Here is a 17,454-nt window from a genome sequence, read left to right on the forward strand (position 1 = left end):
TTATTAAAATACCTATCATCAAGGTCAATAATTCAGGAAAACATCCCATAGTTTTGATGAATGGAAACGGGCATGATGCTAAGTTATTCATTCAAGGGAGCTTTTAGCGGTGTCCAACAAGATCAGCGTTTTACTCGTCGACGACCATGCCGTGGTAAGGGCCGGCTATAAAACCTACTTATCGCTGTCCGATAAAATAGGTGATATTTATGAAGCAGACAAAGGTGAAACGGGTTGCCAGGTTTATGAAAAGAACAAACCGGATATAGTCGTCGTAGACTTGTCCATGCCGGGAATTGGCGGTTTTGAAACGATCAGACGGCTTATTAACCGCGATCCGCATTGTAAAATTCTCGTTTTCAGCATCCACAATGAATTGATTTATGTCACACGCGCCATCAAAGCCGGTGCCAAAGGCTACATCAACAAAAACAGCGCTCCCGAAATTCTGGTCACCGCAGTCTGCCAAATTGCACAAGGAGGCACTTTTGTAGACCCGATTCTCGCTCAACAACTCGCCATGTCGATGGTTACGGGCGATGATGAAGAAAGCAAAATCAAATCGCTTTCGCCCAGAGAATTTGATGTGTTCTGTTTGCTGGTCAATGGCTATACCACCCAAAAAGCCGCCGAAAAACTTTGCTTAAGCTACAAAACCATTTGTAATCACGGGACTTCAATCAAAGAAAAACTGGGTGTCAAAACGGTTGCAGAAATGACACTGTTAGCGTCCCGGCAAGGTCTGATCAATGGTTTGAATGAGCGTTTATCATGATCACTCCGGTTGAATTATTCTGCTGATCTTGCGTGCTTTGATCAACCCGCCCACATCAGCTGACGAATGACACGCTTGAGCAAAGTCGTGACAATGTCCCGGGTTTATTCAGGAAACTTACCCACGTCAATACGCCATGCTTTACCCATAATAGTGTTTTTAACCACTCTGACGTGAATCCATGAACTATCCATTGACCGTGTTAATCAGTATTTTCTTGTTTCCACTTTTTGCTCATGCACACGGGCCGACACCGCAAAAAGCCAAGGAAAGCATCGTCATCAACGCATCTGTCGAACAGGTATGGGATGCTGTTAAACAATTTGACGGCATCGCTTCGTGGCATCCGGATGTTAAAGCCAGCAAAGGCGACAGCAAACACGAATCAGGCGGATTGAGGACTGTAACCCTGCAAAACGGTAATGATCTGATTGATGAACTGGATTATTACAGCGACAAAGACCACGAATACAGCTACCGGCTAAAAACCGAAAATGTCCAGGCCTTACCGGTCAGCTCCTACTCCATTGAACTTCAAGTGAGTCCGGGACAAGATGCAAGCAGCACGACAGTGACCTTCAAAAGCCGTTTCTACCGTGGCGATACCGGCAACACGCCACCCGCAAACTTGAATGATGAAGCGGCTATCAAGGCGATGAATGAATTTTTCAAAAACGGTTTAAGCGGGCTGAAGAAAAAGTTGGAACCCTAATCTGCTTAATAAGATTAACCAAGCCTTCGTTCCGGCAGAGATTGCCGGAACCGTTAGACCGCACAAGGGTATCCAGATCACATGGATAGCTCGAAGCTTACCATCCATGGCTATGGATGCCCGTTTCCAGGCGGGCATGACGGGCCAATGGATTTAGCTGTAACATCTTGCTAATCAGGAAAATTTATAGTGGTTAGGGACTGATTGCCTTGTTCAGTTGATTCACGGACAAATATCAGTAAAAACTCACTTCGATTGATGCATTCCGGTAATGCACTTTTTGACGAAATCCTAAATCACATCCGCTATCAGCCATTAAATCAGCCGGCAATTACGCCAGCTTTTTGAAAATCGTGAGCCATTAGCTGCTCAAATATCCTTTAGCAATTTTCAAGCTATTTGCGACTACCTGATGCATATCGTAATAGATATACTGACCGCAACGGCCAATAAAGGTCATATGCGCTAATTTCCTAGCCTCTTCACAATAACGGCGATACAAGCGTTGTGGGGCACCATCGACTGTTTTGACAGGGTAATATCTTTCGAAATTATTTTCTTCATAACTGCACGGAATTTCTTTAGTCAAAAACGCTTGATTAGCACCTAAATCACATCCGGGATACAAACGCCAATCGGTTTGGCGAGTAAAAATACTTTGATCGGTAAAATTTATGGTGGGTACTGGCTGATGGTGTTGTTCAATTTGTTCGTGGACAAATTGGATGGAGCGATAAGGTAAAGCTCCAAACTGCTCATTGAAATAAGCATCTATAGGCATGGAATTAAACACATGTTCGTAGTCTTTCTCCATGGCTTTTTCAAACTGGCAAGACAGCGATATTGATATTTCCGGGTGATCAAGCATCGTTTCAAATAAACCGAGATAACCATGCGCGGGCATGGCCTGAATTTTATCATTGAAGTAATTGACGTTATCATCGTATCTAACCGGAAGCCGGGCCAACACCTCCGAGGCTAAATCTGACAATGACATTCCCCACATTTTTTGCGTGTAACGGGCAAAAAATAATTCAGTCAGTTCCACGCCATAGATGTTTTCGGCCACTTCTCGAGCATTGGCGGGTTGCGAGTGATGGCAGCGCAAAGTTTCCAAAAAAGCTTTAACCTCAGCCTCATCAGCCAGCGACTTATTATAAATTTTGTTGAGTGTGATGCGATTGATTGGCAAAGGCACATATCCAGTTCCCTCAACTAAGGCTTGGACTTGATGTGAGTAAGGTAACCATCGAGTAAATCTCGATAAGTAATCAAAAATGCGTTGGTCATTCGTATGAAAAATATGCGGACCATAACGATGTATTCGAAGTTTTAACTGGTCGTCAACCGGATCAAAAGCATTACCGGCAATATGATCGCGCTTATCAATGATATGAATTTTGTATCGTCCACTGTCCGCTAATTCTCGGGCTACCGTTGCACCGGCAAATCCAGCTCCGACAACTAAAATGTTTTTTTTCATGGATTAAGCCATTCGGCCAAACGCTTAGCTTGATCTTTCCAGGTAGGAATAGGAATATCCACGGCACAAGGGTTATTAAGTAAATTGACTATCTTCTCTGATAAGTCCGCCTGATTTTCAGGTTCGTAAAGACATTGGGGGTAATCTTTCAAGGTTTGCTGAAGAGCACCTAGACGTGCCGTCAATATCGGCGTTTTACAGGCTAATATTTCATACGTTTTTTGGGGGAAAGCATAGCGCCCAAATTCGGTATCGCGCATACATACCACGGCTAAATCGAGCCCATTATAAAAAATGTTAACGTCATGATGGGGTAACAAGCCCAAATAATGAATACGAGGATGTTCTGGTATAGGGCAAGAGGCATCATTAGGTCCGGCCAAAGCTAAATGCAATGCGGGATCACATTCGGCCAGTTGCAGAAAGCTGTCATAGAGCAAATCGATACCCCGGTTTCGGTGCAATGATCCGGCAACACCAATTAGTTTGGCATTTTCGGGCAAATTGAATCGATTGCGTGATTCGAACCGATTCCGTGGATAAAAATCACCACCGCTAATCGTACTTTCCAGCGTCAGTACATTAGCATGTCTGTAACGCTGCCTGATGTAGCCTGACAAAGGCTCACTGACGCAACTGACTCCGGTTGCGTTTTTGAGTGCGCTTCGATAAAGCCGCAACATGCCGGGTATTCTTGCCAAACCGAAACTTTCGTAATTGTCGTAAAGATCGATGAAATAAGGAATATTAAATCTGTGCGCCAAATAGGCCGTAATCACAGCATGAGGGCAGTCGGAGCAACCCAGCAAGACATCAGGCTTGAAATCACGTAGCAATACTTCGGCATTTTGTAAGTAACGCCAAAATCCAGGCGCTATTAAATGCCCCAAATTATAAGAATACCATTCCAGTAAGCCGCCATTTTCATGGTAGTGTTCAAAGCGCCCCTCTTTACGCTTACTATAACTGAGACAAATTCCACGTACCCGGTGGCCTTGTTGTGCAAATTGATTCGGCAGTTCATAGACTCTGGCATAGCGATCGTCTATGACGTCCTTATGCATGTATTGGCGCTTGGTTAGGAAAACTATCTTCATGATAATGCCAATTGAGCCAAGAAATTAATTATAAAGACAATAAATTATGCCCGAAAGAAAGCGTTATGCTCAAATGTTATCCTGATTATAAAGCTGCTTCAGCAACAACGTCTTTCCGGTAGGGATTGCCGGAATCCAGAGCACAAGGATGTGTTCGGCGCTCGCCATCCATTAACGTATTTAGGATCAGCTATATTCAATAGAACCATACAATTGCAAAAAGTTAGTTAATATGCCAAAAAGTATGTCGTTTTCCTTTTATGTTTAATAAACCATCATAAAAACCTGTAAAAAATGCCCAAAGTTGCGCTAACTTACGAGGTTCATAACGTAGCGCGCCGAATAATCTCAGAAATGATGCAGGTATTGTATGGGTCCAGAAACGCAAGCCATAGAATTGTCGAGCAATAAACAAGCGATTACGAGTATCGTAATAACGCTTCCACGGAGGAAGTTGTAAACAAGTAAAACTTCGACCAGGCAGTTGAAGTGTATAAGTAATAGCTTTGGGGTGTTTAATACGACTTTTGCCAGCAACGATGACTTGGGCTCCAAAACTCGCCGCCCTCATGCAATATTCAACATCGTCTGCAGCAATGAAAAAACCTGCGTCCGGCAAACCCATTTTATTCACCAAGTCGCGATGAATCATGAAGCCAAGGAATGGTAAGAATTGTACTCTAGCTCTATCAGGAATATCTTCAATCAGATCAACGCCTAAATTACCTTTGTTAACTAAGCTCAAACCCCAAGAAGTATATTCTCCGCTAATAGCGACCGAACCATAGATATGGCTTGGGTTATTCGAAACAAACAATAATTCTTCCAATGCATTGGGTAACGGCTCGGCATCATCATCCATCATCCAAATCCAGTCAGCCCCATGAACAAGTGCCTGTTGGATACCCTCCGCGAAACCGCCTGCTCCTCCACGATTGTCAGTCAACCGAATGTAAATAATGTTTGAAGAGATTCCATGAATCCATGCATCAGTGCCGTCTGTGGATGCATTATCGATAATTAATATGTGATCTGGAGATTTGGTCTGTGATTGGATGGCCCCAACACAGAGCTGAAGTAGGGGAAGGCGATTGTAAGTAACGATTACAGCAAAAACGTTGGAAGGCATGAAAATAGATTCCGAAAGTCCAAAAATGGAAAGTAATATGAAGGCCATGGAGCCACCAATTTTTGGATGGTCACAATATTCTTCTATAGTCTTTAAGAGCAACTCTTTTTTTATTGATATAAAAGTTTTTTACTCTTCGTAATAGAAATATCATCCATTCAACAGTTAATGGGTCAAGATGTCGCAAAAAAGGACGAGAAAAAATGATATTTTCCGGTTTATAGTCTTTATCTATTTTTCTGGTCTGTTTTACGACTTGATGCCAATAATAAGGGGCATAAGGAAAAAAGGTATGAATAAAAAACCATAAAGTTCTGACTATGACTTGCTTTCTAATGTCCAATAATCTGTTTTGCTCCAAAAGTAAATTATGGAGCGTAAAAATAGATGTAACAAGATCAAAAGGGATGTCTTTTGTGAAATTCATACTTGAAACTCTAGCTAGGTCATGTTGAAACCATACGCCAACAATCTCATCAAGGTGTACCCATCGCCACTCTCTTAATCCGGCCAAATCAATCATCCATATATTATCCTGCATACGCACAACATTTTCATTCCACCTAGCTTCCTTAAGAGAGGATCGTAAATAAACATTACCAATAGGCAATGTGAATCCAGAAATGATAAGACTTGCGCAGACAAAGTCGCGTGAAACAGGAAAATTAACTTGCCCCAGATCTTTATTTTCCATATCGATATTGAGCAATAAACCCGAACAAAAATCAAAGTTATCGCTTTCGAGCAATTCATACTGCCTTACACACCCGGCAAATATCAGATAATCGTCGTCATCAAGAAATCTTATATATTTACCATGGGCATTTAGCATGCCTACATTACGAGCTGCATTTCCACTGGCTTGCGGTATCGGTATAACTCGTACGGCCAGGTTGTTTTTAAATGGCTGCAACGCTTTGCTCCAAGACTGATCAGGACCATTCGGAACAACAATGACTTCAACATCCTTCCTATCCATTCCTGCCAAAGCACTATTCACTGCTCTTGCCAAGAATTGTGGGCGGTTGAAAGTTGGGATGATGACAGAAACAAGCGGTTTTGGATTGTGCATACAAGTTAATATTTTTTAATGCAAGAGTCTTTTGAGTCGATTTAATAGTGTTTTCAGGATTTTTAAAACAGACTTTAAAGTTATTGAGATACTCCTGCCAACTCGAGTACTGTATTTATCAAACTTTCGCTGATGTATACAGGGCTTGAGGCAATTAGCTTTAATAAGGGCGCAATTAATTGAATATGTCCTGCGCGTTTGGCTTGCAGTAAGACGCCAAGTGATCCAATAGTTTTGATTTGATTTATTTTTGCAACTTTACGGCCGCGCTTATCGTCAATGAGCAAATAATCCGCAGACACCTCCTTGTAAAGAAGCATAGCCTCTGTTTCTCCCGCGTCAGCGAAAGCATCCAAATAAACAAACCGCTGTGTATCTACAACTCGTACCCTGCCTTGCAGATACGATTGCAAGCAAGAGGAGTATGCTTTATCAACTTTAGAAATTTCGGAATAAACAGTTTGGGTGCAAGGACTTCGCCAAAAAGTTTATCGAGTAAAGACAGACTATTACGGAAAGCAAGTGCAATCAAAGCAGAAGCGTCGGCGACCAAGATCATGGTGTTTTGAAACAGCTCAGTTCTTCAAGAATTTCATCATGTGTGATGTTGATGATAGGAATCTTATTTGCTTTACAAATGCACATGAATTCATAAAGATCGAACCCCGCCAGTTCTGCCGCTTTTGCCAGCGTTACGCGCTCGTGTTGATATAGCCAAACAGCATAGGAGGTGCGGATTTCTTGCTTAATGTCGTTTTCGGTTTGAAATTCGACAAAGTCATTGGGAAGATCGATGGCGATTTGCATTAAGGGCCTCTAAATTGTTGCACATTCAGCAAGGAAAACTTTGTTATTTAGGCAAAAAATCCCCAAAAGCTGTACGCAAACCATCAAAATAATCATAACCACCTTTTCGGTAATGATAAATAATTGGAAAAAATCTTTGCCTACGTTTCAAAGAAAGTATTAGACACCTTTGTTTAATACTATCAAAGTAATTTTTATAATGCTCAATAACTATTTCCAACTCCACAGATGAAACATAGTTATTTTCGATAAGTAAATCTCTTTTATCTACTAACCATTGAATTAAAGATTGATCAAGCAATTCTTTAAGTATTATTTTGAGATTATTAACATTTTTTATCTTTTTATACAAAGTAGTTTTAAAATAACTTGCTGTAGTTACAAAATCAACGTTAAGTTTACCTTCGATTGTAACATTTGATTGATGCCGACGATAAAGCGCTAGCACATCCGTAATTATGGCTTTACGGTTAATCGAATGCGAACAATGGTGTAACCACATGTCATGTGTAATCAATCCAGAATTGGGAACCGGCATACACAGCTTAAGAAATGGGTTTCGAATCGCAGTGGCCATACCTACGACATAATACCAGTTAAGATCGAAATTATTTTCCATCCTCTGGATTTTTGTTTGACCGATTGGTCTCAAATCTTCTTTGCAGTAATCAAGATCGTGAATTACTAATTGTATATGAGGGTTTAAATCGAGGTACTGAGACATCTTTTCAATTTTTGTTGGCAGCCAAACATCGTCCTGATCACTAATAAATACAATATCACCATTACAATATGAAAACGCATTGGAAAAGTTCTGCACATACCCCAAATTCCTCTGATTAACAATAATTTTTACTGTGAAAGGGGCCTTAGCTGCAAAATCATATGCTATTGATAAAGTTGAGTCCTGTGAACAATCATCACAAATGATAAGTTCATCTGGCATTCGAGTTTGATTACAAAAACTTCGAAGTTGTTCTACAAGGTATTTTTCGCCGTTATAAGTAGCGAGTGCTATTGAAATGCGGATAGTCATATTAATTCATAACAACTCACTGGATTCGCTATTTAGGTTATCAGCATCATCTATACCTTGTTTTATTGCCTCAAGATATTGCTCCCCCCATTTTTCACATGGCTCAAGATGATTACCTTCCGCCCACTCATTCCATGCATTGACAAAAATAAATCGTTCCGGCAATAAGCTCCAGTTGGTTTTTTTTATCTTTTCAGTCACCCATTTTTGAAAAAGACTAGGAGTTGAGTTGTTGACAATTAAAGCACCCCCATTTCTTCTGCGTACTGAATTATCCCAGCTAGGACATACACCAGGAAATATTGGCAACCCCTTCTGAAAGTGTTGGTTCAAATCATTTTTTATAAGATCTTTATACTCAATAATTATATTTTTTGGATTAACATTTAGGCCGAGTAATTTTTTTATGCCTCTGTAATAATTATATAATTTTAAATATTTTTCAAAGCTGTTTTTTTTTGCCTTTGTAAGATCAGAGAATTGTCTTGTAAGTGGCTGGAACTCGATCCCTGCATCAAAAAACCTGTATGCTTTACTAAAATTCTTTGATGTGCCTATACCTCTCTCAAAACGACATATAAAGACATCCAAGCCGTATTCCTTCAGCGTATTTCTAAATGCGTTAATGCAATTTTCGATATCTTCAATCAATAAATCTTTATATATAGCAAATACAGGCCTATTGTTTATTTTAATATACCGTTGATCTTGAAAATATTTGACAAGATGGTGTGCGTGAGCCACAAAATCTTCGACAGAATGTTTTTGCTCTAAAAGTATTTTCTCAAATCCACCATCCCAGTTTCGTGACCAATTTTCATTTGCCCAACAAAGCATAAAAGGAAAGTCAGGTGTATTAGATTCAAATATTGCATCTACTGGCGTTTCGAGGATTCTTCTGCCGTTAAACCAATAATGATAATAACAAAAACCATAAATACCATATTTTTTGGCTAATGCAGCCTGTGCAGCTCTTGTTTCTGCAAGCCTTAAATCATAAAAGCCGAGATTTTTTGGTAAGTGAGGTTGATAATGCCCTTTAAATAGTGGTTTACCTTTAACAACATTTGTCCATTCAGTAAAGCCTTCTCCCCACCACACATTATTTTCGGGAATGGGGTGAAATTGGGGTAAAACGATTGCAATAGTTTTAATTTTTAAACAATTTTGTTTTGCAAATGAGTTCATCTTAAAAATAGATGCAGAAAAACGGTTTTTTTATTAAAATTTTTATAAGGCTGCTATATGAAATAAGTGTTTATGGCTATGATTTATTTGAGCAAAAAAAAGCCACGTGAAAAGTATTTTTCCATGTATTAAATTCTTCAGGATACTTAACTGCGTTAATATTATTAAACCAATAACTTAATCTATTAATTTGTGTATCATATTCTGGATAGCGTGCAGAGTAACTTGTTTTAAGAAATTTAGAATACCCATTAAATACAAATTCTTTTTCATTTGAACATTGATTCTTTACGACAACTAATCCCGTTGTAGAAATACATTTTGATAGTAAACAATAAATGCTATTTTCCTCCTCCAAGTCTAAATAAGTTACAACACCAAGCAATAGAGCGAGGTCAAAAACATTAAATGGTTTGTAGTCGGTCAGGGAACTACAGACAAAACTCTGATTAGGCTTATCAAATGAATTAGCATAATCTGGAATATAGTCAACACCTAAAAGATAAGTATGTCTATCAACAATGCTACGACTTAATTCTCCATGACCGCAACCAAGATCAATTACTTTATTAGCCCTTTTTGCATATGGAGCAAGAAGATTGCGTTCATATTCCAATATAGTATTTCCGGACCACCTGTTAGATTTTTCTTTAGATTTTTCTGTCCAAAACTTTTTAATAATTTCTTTGTCGATCATATTTCGCATGCTATAGATTATTTTCCCTACATTTTAGCCAATGAGAGGCTTTTATCAGATCATCTGGTTCATCAATCTCAACAGTCTCTACTGGTAACCAATCCATCGGAAGCATGTTCACTAGACCTTGATAGACATGGTTTCTTCCCAACTGAATAGCAGACTTTGATGGTATTTTGACAATACCGGTCCATTCGTAAGCTGATCTCATTTCAATTGATTGAGAGAGTAACACTACTTTATTATGCTTATTAAGTTGAGCATAAACAGGGGCTTGAGAAACCACAGAAGAAAGCCCAAGACAAGCATTGGAATGTTGAAGAATAGAATTGAGCGACTGCTTTTCTATTAATAAATCACCATCCAAAGATACTACCCAATCAGCAGAAATTTTCCCAGCCAATGACACGCTTAGTGCTGTTCCAGAATTTCTATAGTCATGATTGAAAGCAATAATTGCATCTGGCCGAAGCTTTTTAACAAGACTTATGACACTCTCCGCCCTGAATCCGACTACAACAACAACCTCTGCTACATCCTGTAATAGCTCAAGTTGGTGAGCTAGTATAGGTGTACCGCCAACTTCAACTAATGCTTTGGGTCTGTTGAGTCCTAAACGCGACCCCAGGCCAGCAGCACTAATTACAACCGTGAGAGAAGACGACATAGTGAGGATTCCTCCATAACAAGATAGTCGGCAACTTCCAGCAAAACCTGCGATGCTGGATGAATAAGCGAACAGGCAATTGAGATATCGGCGCTACGCATAATTTCAGAATCATTTGCACCATCGCCTATGAATATCGACTTAAATCCAGGGAAATAACTCAATACTGAAGCCTTGTGCAGAACTGTTGTTACTTTCAATCTGCCGGAAGTAATATCTGACGTGCTGGTAAAACCACGGAGACCATGTTTTTTTAACCATGGATTTACCCAGCAGTCTAGATTACCTGTAACTACACAGCATGAATCTCGCTTAGCTAGAACCCATTCCATTAACTCTTCATGTACTGGTTGTGCGAGAATGATTTCCGCAACCCTCTCGATAGGAACATCCGCTAATAATTCCACACGATGACGAAAACTCTGATCGAATGGAACTTCACCCGCCATGGTTGCCTTAGTTAGTTCATTAATTTCATCAAAAACTCCAAGCTCTGCTCCTATCACAGGCAGTAATTCCGTCGAGATCAAAGTGCCATCCAGGTCGAACAGATAAACTTTATCCTTCATCTTATTAAACCCTTTGATAAGAGGCTGATTGCATTGAGTAACTAATTTCAGAACTAATTATTTCTGCAATTCGCGATGCAGCTTGTTGAGGGTATGGGTGTATAGTTTTCGCCACACGACAACGCGCATCGACAATACTATCATCCTCCTCCCCCTGCATAAGTTTATTCAGCAGAGGTTCGATTTGTTCAGGTTTTTGCAATCTATAAAGTCCAGAAAGCAAATTTTTTCCTGCCGAATTAAATCCGATAGTATCCTCCCGTTCAAAAAAAATCAGAGGCTTGTCAAAAAGTTGATATTCAGAAAGAAAACTCAAGCCATCAGTCAATAGCGCATCGGATGCAGCGAACAGGGGAGCGTAATCTGCTTCTCGAGAGATGAAAGTATTCGGCAACAGGTTCCATTCATTAATGAATTGTTCAATCTCTGACCCCGTCTCGGCGTCGTCCATGTACTCGAGAAAAACAGGATGAGGTCTCAGTACAATTTGTAGATTTGTTTTGGCTTTTGCCAAGTTGAATATCGTAGCGGACGTTTGCGAAAATGCACCGAACTTTAGCCAATTATCCATAAAGCTCCAGTGGGGAGCCCAAATAAGTTTAAAGTTATTGCTTCTTTCGTTCGCATAATTAATCGGCCATTTTTTGGTCGATTTGTCGGTAAGATAATCGAACTTTGGATAACCAGTAACGACGCAATTAATCCCGTTAATCAGGCAATATTTTTCTGCCAACTTTAAATGCGCCTCATCTGGACAGAAAATTTTCCAGCAGCGCTGGTGAAAATCTTGATTAAACTGCTTATCTTCGATTGCCGCAGTCATATATCCATAAGGTATATAACAAATTCTGGTAAAGGATAGTGATTCAGCATCCAGCGAACTAGGCAAATCGTGTGGCCATGGCGTTTGCCTGAAGATCACATCTGGCTTAATGGCTTTCACGACCCTCAAAGCATGCGATATTTCGCCCTCGCTAATCCGTATGTGTTTAATATTCTGCGAGACAAGCATTTTATGAATTTCTTCTTCACCACATAATTCGTGTGAAGCAGCCATCAACTTTATGTGTGGGAGCGAAATGGCGATAACTTCAAAGCGAATATCGTTTGTCAAATGCTCTAACACTGGTTTTGTTGCGAGCCAAGAGGTAGCGTGATGCACGAGAAAAACAACGCGTACCGGTTGGTTAAAATTGCGTGAGCTTGAGATAGTGTTGATAGTATCTTCTAATCGCTCGACGCTAAATTTCAGTACCTCTAGATTTTTTGAGAGACTGTTTAGTGTTTCCGCAATATTTATAAAATTACACGCCCATCGCGCTAATTTTCTAATCCAGTCCAACACTAGGGCTTTCTTCTTTATCATTAATATTGATCTTTTCATCAAATCCATAGCACCGTTTGCTATTTTATTCATAAGGTGAAATATTTATTTTTTTGTTGGTCTTTGGGTGATTTGACATAAGATAAAATTCAATTTATTAAAGATATTTTGAATTACAGAATAATCACATGGTTAACTTATATTTTCACGGGATATCACATAACTCTTGCCAGGAGCACCAGATATGCAGTCAATTTGAAGCTCCGTTTCCTTGATAAGTTTTCCTGCGAGATCAGGATATGTTGAAATTACTTTAAATGGGGATAGGCCTTCATGGCGGAGGAGGACTTGGTGAGTTTTCTTCATTTTTACAGCAAACATGAATGAATAACATCCTGAGTTTAAATGCATTTCACCCAAGCTGAAACGAAGACGATAGAATGAATGATGAGCAAAAGCTTGAATATCAGTCGATTGGACGATCTGGAAAGGCATAGAAATTAGAGCGTTTCTTTGTGAATCCATTATTGCGCAAAGAAAGTAACATTTATTAAGCGGCTGAAAAATTTCAACAACCATTTCAATCACCACGTATTCACCCGATTTAACTGTACTTGAATGAGCCGACTCAATATCTTGTTCATCAATTATTATTTTCATTTGATGAACCTTTGCCTCTAGGGTTCCTGAACGATTTTCTCCTATTTGATTATTAGCAAGATAATCAGCTATTACCGAATTAATATCTTCAGAAGGTAATGATGGTTCTCCTTTGATCAACTTAAATACTAAAGAGCATAACAAGGCAATATGTTGCATGTTGTGCGAAACAAAAATGACCGCGCTGCTGCTAGCTAGCTCCCTAACTCTATTAAGACACTTAATCTGGAACGAAACATCACCTACAGCTAAAACCTCATCAAGAATAAGAATATCGGGACTGATAGTGCTTGCAATAGCAAACCCCAATCTCACATACATTCCACTCGAATAATGCTTAACCGGCATATCGATAAACTCTTCCAACTCAGCAAACACTACAATTTCATCGAATTTCTTGTCGATCTCACGTTTGCTCATGCCGAGAATCGCACCGTTGACATAGATATTTTCCCGCCCTGTCAACATCGGGTGAAATCCGGCGCCGACTTCGATCAGAGCACCAACTTTACCTTTGATGGTGATCTTGCCTTTGTCCGGCAGAATGATACCGTTAAGCATTTTTAATAAGGTGCTCTTCCCTGCGCCGTTACGACCAATAATACCCAGGCATTCGCCGCGTTTGACTTCAAACGACACATCGTCCACCGCCCAGAATTCATCCCCCCGTAACTTGTCCGAGGTGTTCGGCAAATGCAGCAGGTCGCGACTGATGTCTTCGATGCCATAAAGCATAGACCGTTTCAGCGAGCGGCAGAATTTTTTGCTGACGTTTTCGACTTTGATTAAGACGTCGTCTGAGTTTGACATGGAGGTATCGTGTTATAGGATCATCATTTGAAATATTAAACTTCCCATGGTGCGGCGTGAGATCCCATTCCTTGGCAACTGCGCAAAGATCGGTATATATCCCCACTTATGCTCTTTAGAGTATGCGTAAAAGTGGGAACAAAGTAATCTGTCGTCAAAACGCGGCAAATTAATCGATTTTCTATACCCCACTGCTTAAGCGCTTTAGCAAAAATTAAACACTGCATAAAGTGGTCTGCGCTAATTTGATGAGACGCTTCCATACGGAACGCGACATGCAATACAAGCTATTTTTCACCGAATAGTTGGTTGTTTTTTTCAGCTTCGAGGTTCGCTAATCGGGCGAGTTCCTCTATGGATACATCCGGTAATCTAGTTCGCCGCCATTCAGTGTAATTAAAACGTTCACGGGATATTGCCATTAAAAAGCGTTCGGCTTCTACCAAGCCCAATGCTTGTATCAATGCATTCATTCCGTCCATGCGAATTTCAGTTTCAGTTTTCATACCATTTCTCTATATAAGCCAAGGCATTTTGTGGTAACAGTGCCAATGTATCATCAACCACGCGTAAATATTTTAGTAATCTATCATCCGTTGTCACGAAAAGTTCTGCACCGCCTGCAATGGAACAAGCCACATGGAACGCATCATATTTAGCTACGCCCATTGTCATTAGGTTTGTGGCTCGTGCAATAATGCTGTCATCGATCATGATCACGGTAGATGCTATAGTTCGCCAATTGAGTATGGCGATTTGATGTTCTTGGAACGGGTTATTCGAGCATTCAAAATCGAGAATTGAAGACCACAGAAGTTCATGCTCACGATCCTTGAGCTTTTGTTGAATCACAATTTTAGCTTCCGTTTCAATTCGAATACGAGACTGAGTTTGGTCATCATAAGGTCGATTAAAGCAACACATATCAAGATAGATTTTCATCAGCTAAGGTTTCCGCGTGTTCCCAATCTTATGACATATGGATATTCTGAAGCGCATCGGGTGTTTTTATTTTATGTTTGACTCTCAAGTTTAACGCTCTGGCAATTACAGTGTCATTGATGGTTAACCATCGTTGGTCAGCCAAAAATAACTCATAATCTTCAACGAGTATTTGATTACCTTCAATCAACGGCTTTACCAGGCATTCAAGGCGGACTAATGATGAAATGCATAAAATATGCATCTAGGTTATTTGCAAAATGTTGTCGAATAAGGCCGCTGAAAGGCTGTGCTTCTTCCAGCAAATAAATGACACAACACGTGTCAAGATAAATGAGTCGGGGCATCAGTCGTTATTCCATTCATCCCGAATAGCAAAAATTCGTCGTTGTACTTCTTCTAGATTAGCTCTTGGACGGTGCTGGAAACGAGGAGATGCCAAAAGTCTTAGTGTGCGAGACACACTTCCTTTAGTTTCGGTTATCGTTGCATCGGATTCTTCGTTCGTATCACTTTCCAATAGCGTAAGCAGCGCCTTACCTTCTAACTTGAACATGATCGGCTCTAAGGCTTGGATATGACCAGTTGGGTCAATCTCAACGTGTATGGTTTTTAGCATGGCTTTGTTCCTAAATAGCAATCAAGGATAGTAGCATTGACATAGATATGCGCGCGCATGGCCTACATCAGGTTACAGCCCGCGCAAACTCTAATCAACGCTGCATCTTTGCCTTTGTACAGCACGATGTTGACATGTGTTTTTTTTTAATTTATAGACCAAAATTCATCTCTGTGTAATTTGTCCGAGGTGTTCGGCAAATGCAGAAGGTCGTGATTGGTGTCTTCGATGCCATAAAGCATAGACCGTTTCAGCGAGCGGCAGCATTTTTTCAAGACGTTATCGACTTTGATTAAGACATCGTCTGAATTTTGGATGACTGGTCGGATTAATTTATTAAATTTCGCGTATTCAACTAACAAGTGCATGATCAATAACCCGCTGGCTTAAACCTATCCCCATGAGACTGTATTATGCTTATAGCTCTGGGTATCGGCCGGAAACAGAGGCTGACCCGGTATTGCTTTCGCATTTTTATGCATTGTTTATATCGCTATGGAGTTCATTGGTATTGAGATCGATCATGGCCACATTGTAGCGTTGTAGTTCCGCTAAAAAAGACACACGCTCCATGTCCGCAAGTGTAGCCACCATGCCTGATGAGAGTCGTTTCATTTCGAATAACTTTACAGCCATGGCTATTTTGGCTTCACGAGCAAATTGTTCAGGTGTGCATTGGATCGCACCGGGCAGATTGGGTGGCACATTGATAAGGATTTGCATGGCGTTTCTCGGTTATTTGAGATTTTGTAATTGCTAGCACAACAATGGAACTCACCCTTTTCGCTAAGTTCAGAGCCGATATTCGGCCAATGGATCGGAACCGGCATTATCGCGAAACGAACCTGTGGCGGCCTCGTCATTTGCCAATACCCAGGCCACCACATCAAGTGGCTCATCTCCTTTGATCAATCGTTGCGTTTCCTCTCTAAAGCGATCGAAAATCCCATTAAGCGGATCACCGCTTCGTAGTCGCCTAGCGCTGTCTATAACCGCTGCGGCACGATTGAGCCGCGCTTGCAATAAGCGAATCTGCTCCTGTTTGGTTTGCAGCGACTCCACCAGAACGCTATGCAAGCGAGACGAATTGCGCCATTCTTCCCTCAATTGTCGTAACTTCTGTGCTATCGCTTCAGATGTCAATTCACCATCGCATAACTGATAAGTCACAAAGACACCATGCGCAATAACGACAAATAATGTCAGCGTACGCACTCGCACGCCGTCCGGGCTATAAACCAGTCTGCCATCGGCATCGAGGTGCAAAACATCGAAATAGACTGCTATTCCAAAAGTTGCGCCAGCGATCCAGTCACCCTGACGGTATGTTTCCAGTATACAGTCAAAACGTTTAGTCTGGATTTCCAAGTCCCGACCATCCAGTTCGATGTGGAACGAATCAAACATCCCCATTTCACTAATCCTCAATCATTGAGCTTTCCAGAGCCATAGGTCTTGTTGGAGTGGCCTCTGATTCGATAATCGTTTCTTCAACGTCATTGGCGATGGTCATCAGTGACTTGTCTATTTTGTTATTGGTTGAATCACATTTTAATTCCGTTTCGATTCCAATACCCATCATGCAGAAACGTTTGTGGTTTGATTGTGTTCAATCGAATTGCGATAGAGATCAATGATTGGAAAGCAAAGTTCGTAATCGCCCCAAATTAATTCACCATATTCCACTCTAAAACCCGCAAAACGGGCCGGTTCCAAGTATGCTCGAATGTCGGGATGATGTGAGCGGGAAAGAAATAATTTGAAGTCAATTTCTTGTGAGGTGTTGTCATCAAAAATGAGCCTGATGCGGAATTCTCCTATTTGCATTGCGGAGATTATATTGATTGAGGTGCCTTTCATTTGAGTC

The 17,454-nt window shown here is 40.6% G+C and carries 22 protein-coding genes; 2 read left to right on the plus strand and 20 right to left on the minus strand.

Features of this window, described 5'->3' with window-relative positions; all coding sequences use genetic code 11:
• The first annotated feature begins 109 nt into the window (after positions 1 to 109).
• Both GO003_RS20315 and GO003_RS20320 read left to right on the plus strand, forming a co-directional pair.
• On the plus strand, positions 110 to 775 hold the full coding sequence (locus tag GO003_RS20315) for a response regulator (RefSeq protein WP_159653192.1): 666 nt from the start codon (positions 110 to 112) through the stop codon (positions 773 to 775).
• A 181-nt stretch (positions 776 to 956) separates the two neighbouring features.
• Complete coding sequence (locus tag GO003_RS20320; RefSeq protein WP_159653194.1) at positions 957 to 1,487, plus strand: SRPBCC family protein; 531 nt, start codon at positions 957 to 959, stop codon at positions 1,485 to 1,487.
• 361 nt (positions 1,488 to 1,848) lie between these two features.
• Here GO003_RS20320 and GO003_RS20325 read toward each other — a convergent pair whose 3' ends face one another.
• The 20 genes from GO003_RS20325 to GO003_RS20420 all read right to left on the minus strand — a co-directional run bounded on the left by GO003_RS20325 (position 1,849) and on the right by GO003_RS20420 (position 17,447).
• Positions 1,849 to 2,970, minus strand: coding sequence for a UDP-galactopyranose mutase (locus tag GO003_RS20325; protein ID WP_159653196.1), 1,122 nt, complete (start codon positions 2,968 to 2,970; stop codon positions 1,849 to 1,851).
• The gene (locus tag GO003_RS20330) at positions 2,967 to 4,067 is read right to left on the minus strand and encodes a glycosyltransferase family 4 protein (protein ID WP_159653198.1); all 1,101 of its coding nucleotides are present in this window, start codon (positions 4,065 to 4,067) and stop codon (positions 2,967 to 2,969) included. Before GO003_RS20330 ends, GO003_RS20325 begins: the two co-directional genes overlap by 4 nt.
• 223 nt (positions 4,068 to 4,290) lie before the next feature.
• Positions 4,291 to 5,244, minus strand: a complete 954-nt coding sequence (locus GO003_RS20335) for a glycosyltransferase family 2 protein (protein ID WP_159653200.1) — start codon at positions 5,242 to 5,244, stop codon at positions 4,291 to 4,293.
• A gap of 22 nt (positions 5,245 to 5,266) precedes the next feature.
• Positions 5,267 to 6,268 carry a glycosyltransferase family 2 protein gene (locus GO003_RS20340; RefSeq protein WP_159653202.1) on the minus strand — a complete coding sequence of 334 codons (1,002 nt, stop codon included), beginning with the start codon at positions 6,266 to 6,268 and terminating at the stop codon, positions 5,267 to 5,269.
• 80 nt (positions 6,269 to 6,348) lie between these two features.
• Positions 6,349 to 6,624 (minus strand): DUF3368 domain-containing protein, encoded by a 276-nt coding sequence (locus GO003_RS20345; RefSeq protein WP_206444592.1) that lies wholly within the window; start codon positions 6,622 to 6,624, stop codon positions 6,349 to 6,351.
• A 199-nt stretch (positions 6,625 to 6,823) separates the two neighbouring features.
• Positions 6,824 to 7,075 (minus strand): UPF0175 family protein, encoded by a 252-nt coding sequence (locus GO003_RS20350; protein ID WP_159653204.1) that lies wholly within the window; start codon positions 7,073 to 7,075, stop codon positions 6,824 to 6,826.
• Between the two features lie 43 nt (positions 7,076 to 7,118).
• A complete protein-coding gene (locus GO003_RS20355) occupies positions 7,119 to 8,111 on the minus strand; it encodes a glycosyltransferase family 2 protein (protein ID WP_159653206.1) in 993 nt (330 codons plus the stop codon).
• A 6-nt stretch (positions 8,112 to 8,117) separates the two neighbouring features.
• On the minus strand, positions 8,118 to 9,299 hold the full coding sequence (locus GO003_RS20360) for a glycosyltransferase WbsX family protein (RefSeq protein ID WP_159653208.1): 1,182 nt from the start codon (positions 9,297 to 9,299) through the stop codon (positions 8,118 to 8,120).
• Positions 9,300 to 9,375: 76 nt separating this feature from the next.
• Complete coding sequence (locus tag GO003_RS20365; RefSeq protein ID WP_159653210.1) at positions 9,376 to 9,996, minus strand: class I SAM-dependent methyltransferase; 621 nt, start codon at positions 9,994 to 9,996, stop codon at positions 9,376 to 9,378.
• Positions 9,997 to 10,006: 10 nt separating this feature from the next.
• Positions 10,007 to 10,663 carry an NTP transferase domain-containing protein gene (locus tag GO003_RS20370; RefSeq protein ID WP_159653212.1) on the minus strand — a complete coding sequence of 219 codons (657 nt, stop codon included), beginning with the start codon at positions 10,661 to 10,663 and terminating at the stop codon, positions 10,007 to 10,009.
• Positions 10,639 to 11,232, minus strand: coding sequence for an HAD-IB family phosphatase (locus GO003_RS20375; protein ID WP_159653214.1), 594 nt, complete (start codon positions 11,230 to 11,232; stop codon positions 10,639 to 10,641). The genes GO003_RS20370 and GO003_RS20375 overlap by 25 nt, the downstream gene beginning before the upstream one ends.
• Positions 11,233 to 11,236: 4 nt before the next feature.
• Positions 11,237 to 12,649: a CDP-glycerol glycerophosphotransferase family protein gene (locus tag GO003_RS20380; RefSeq protein WP_159653216.1), complete on the minus strand. Its 1,413-nt coding sequence runs from the start codon at positions 12,647 to 12,649 to the stop codon at positions 11,237 to 11,239.
• A 99-nt stretch (positions 12,650 to 12,748) separates the two neighbouring features.
• Positions 12,749 to 14,026, minus strand: coding sequence for an ABC transporter ATP-binding protein (locus GO003_RS20385; protein ID WP_159653218.1), 1,278 nt, complete (start codon positions 14,024 to 14,026; stop codon positions 12,749 to 12,751).
• A gap of 287 nt (positions 14,027 to 14,313) precedes the next feature.
• Positions 14,314 to 14,532 carry a hypothetical protein gene (locus GO003_RS20390; RefSeq protein ID WP_159653220.1) on the minus strand — a complete coding sequence of 73 codons (219 nt, stop codon included), beginning with the start codon at positions 14,530 to 14,532 and terminating at the stop codon, positions 14,314 to 14,316.
• Positions 14,522 to 14,968, minus strand: a complete 447-nt coding sequence (locus GO003_RS20395; protein WP_159653222.1) for a PIN domain protein — start codon at positions 14,966 to 14,968, stop codon at positions 14,522 to 14,524. The genes GO003_RS20390 and GO003_RS20395 overlap by 11 nt, the downstream gene beginning before the upstream one ends.
• A 28-nt stretch (positions 14,969 to 14,996) precedes the next feature.
• Positions 14,997 to 15,212, minus strand: coding sequence for a PIN domain-containing protein (locus GO003_RS20400; RefSeq protein ID WP_159653224.1), 216 nt, complete (start codon positions 15,210 to 15,212; stop codon positions 14,997 to 14,999).
• Positions 15,213 to 15,314: 102 nt separating this feature from the next.
• A complete protein-coding gene (locus GO003_RS20405; RefSeq protein WP_159653226.1) occupies positions 15,315 to 15,587 on the minus strand; it encodes a hypothetical protein in 273 nt (90 codons plus the stop codon).
• 474 nt (positions 15,588 to 16,061) lie between these two features.
• Entirely contained in the window at positions 16,062 to 16,310 is a 249-nt protein-coding gene (locus GO003_RS20410) for a UPF0175 family protein (protein WP_159653228.1), read from the minus strand.
• Between the two features lie 69 nt (positions 16,311 to 16,379).
• Positions 16,380 to 16,994 (minus strand): hypothetical protein, encoded by a 615-nt coding sequence (locus GO003_RS20415; RefSeq protein WP_159653230.1) that lies wholly within the window; start codon positions 16,992 to 16,994, stop codon positions 16,380 to 16,382.
• Positions 16,995 to 17,165: 171 nt separating this feature from the next.
• Positions 17,166 to 17,447 carry a DUF2442 domain-containing protein gene (locus tag GO003_RS20420; RefSeq protein ID WP_159653234.1) on the minus strand — a complete coding sequence of 94 codons (282 nt, stop codon included), beginning with the start codon at positions 17,445 to 17,447 and terminating at the stop codon, positions 17,166 to 17,168.
• Between the last annotated feature and the right edge of the window lie 7 nt (positions 17,448 to 17,454).

This window comes from Methylicorpusculum oleiharenae (genome assembly GCF_009828925.2).
Classification (GTDB): Bacteria; Pseudomonadota; Gammaproteobacteria; order Methylococcales; family Methylomonadaceae; genus Methylicorpusculum; species Methylicorpusculum oleiharenae.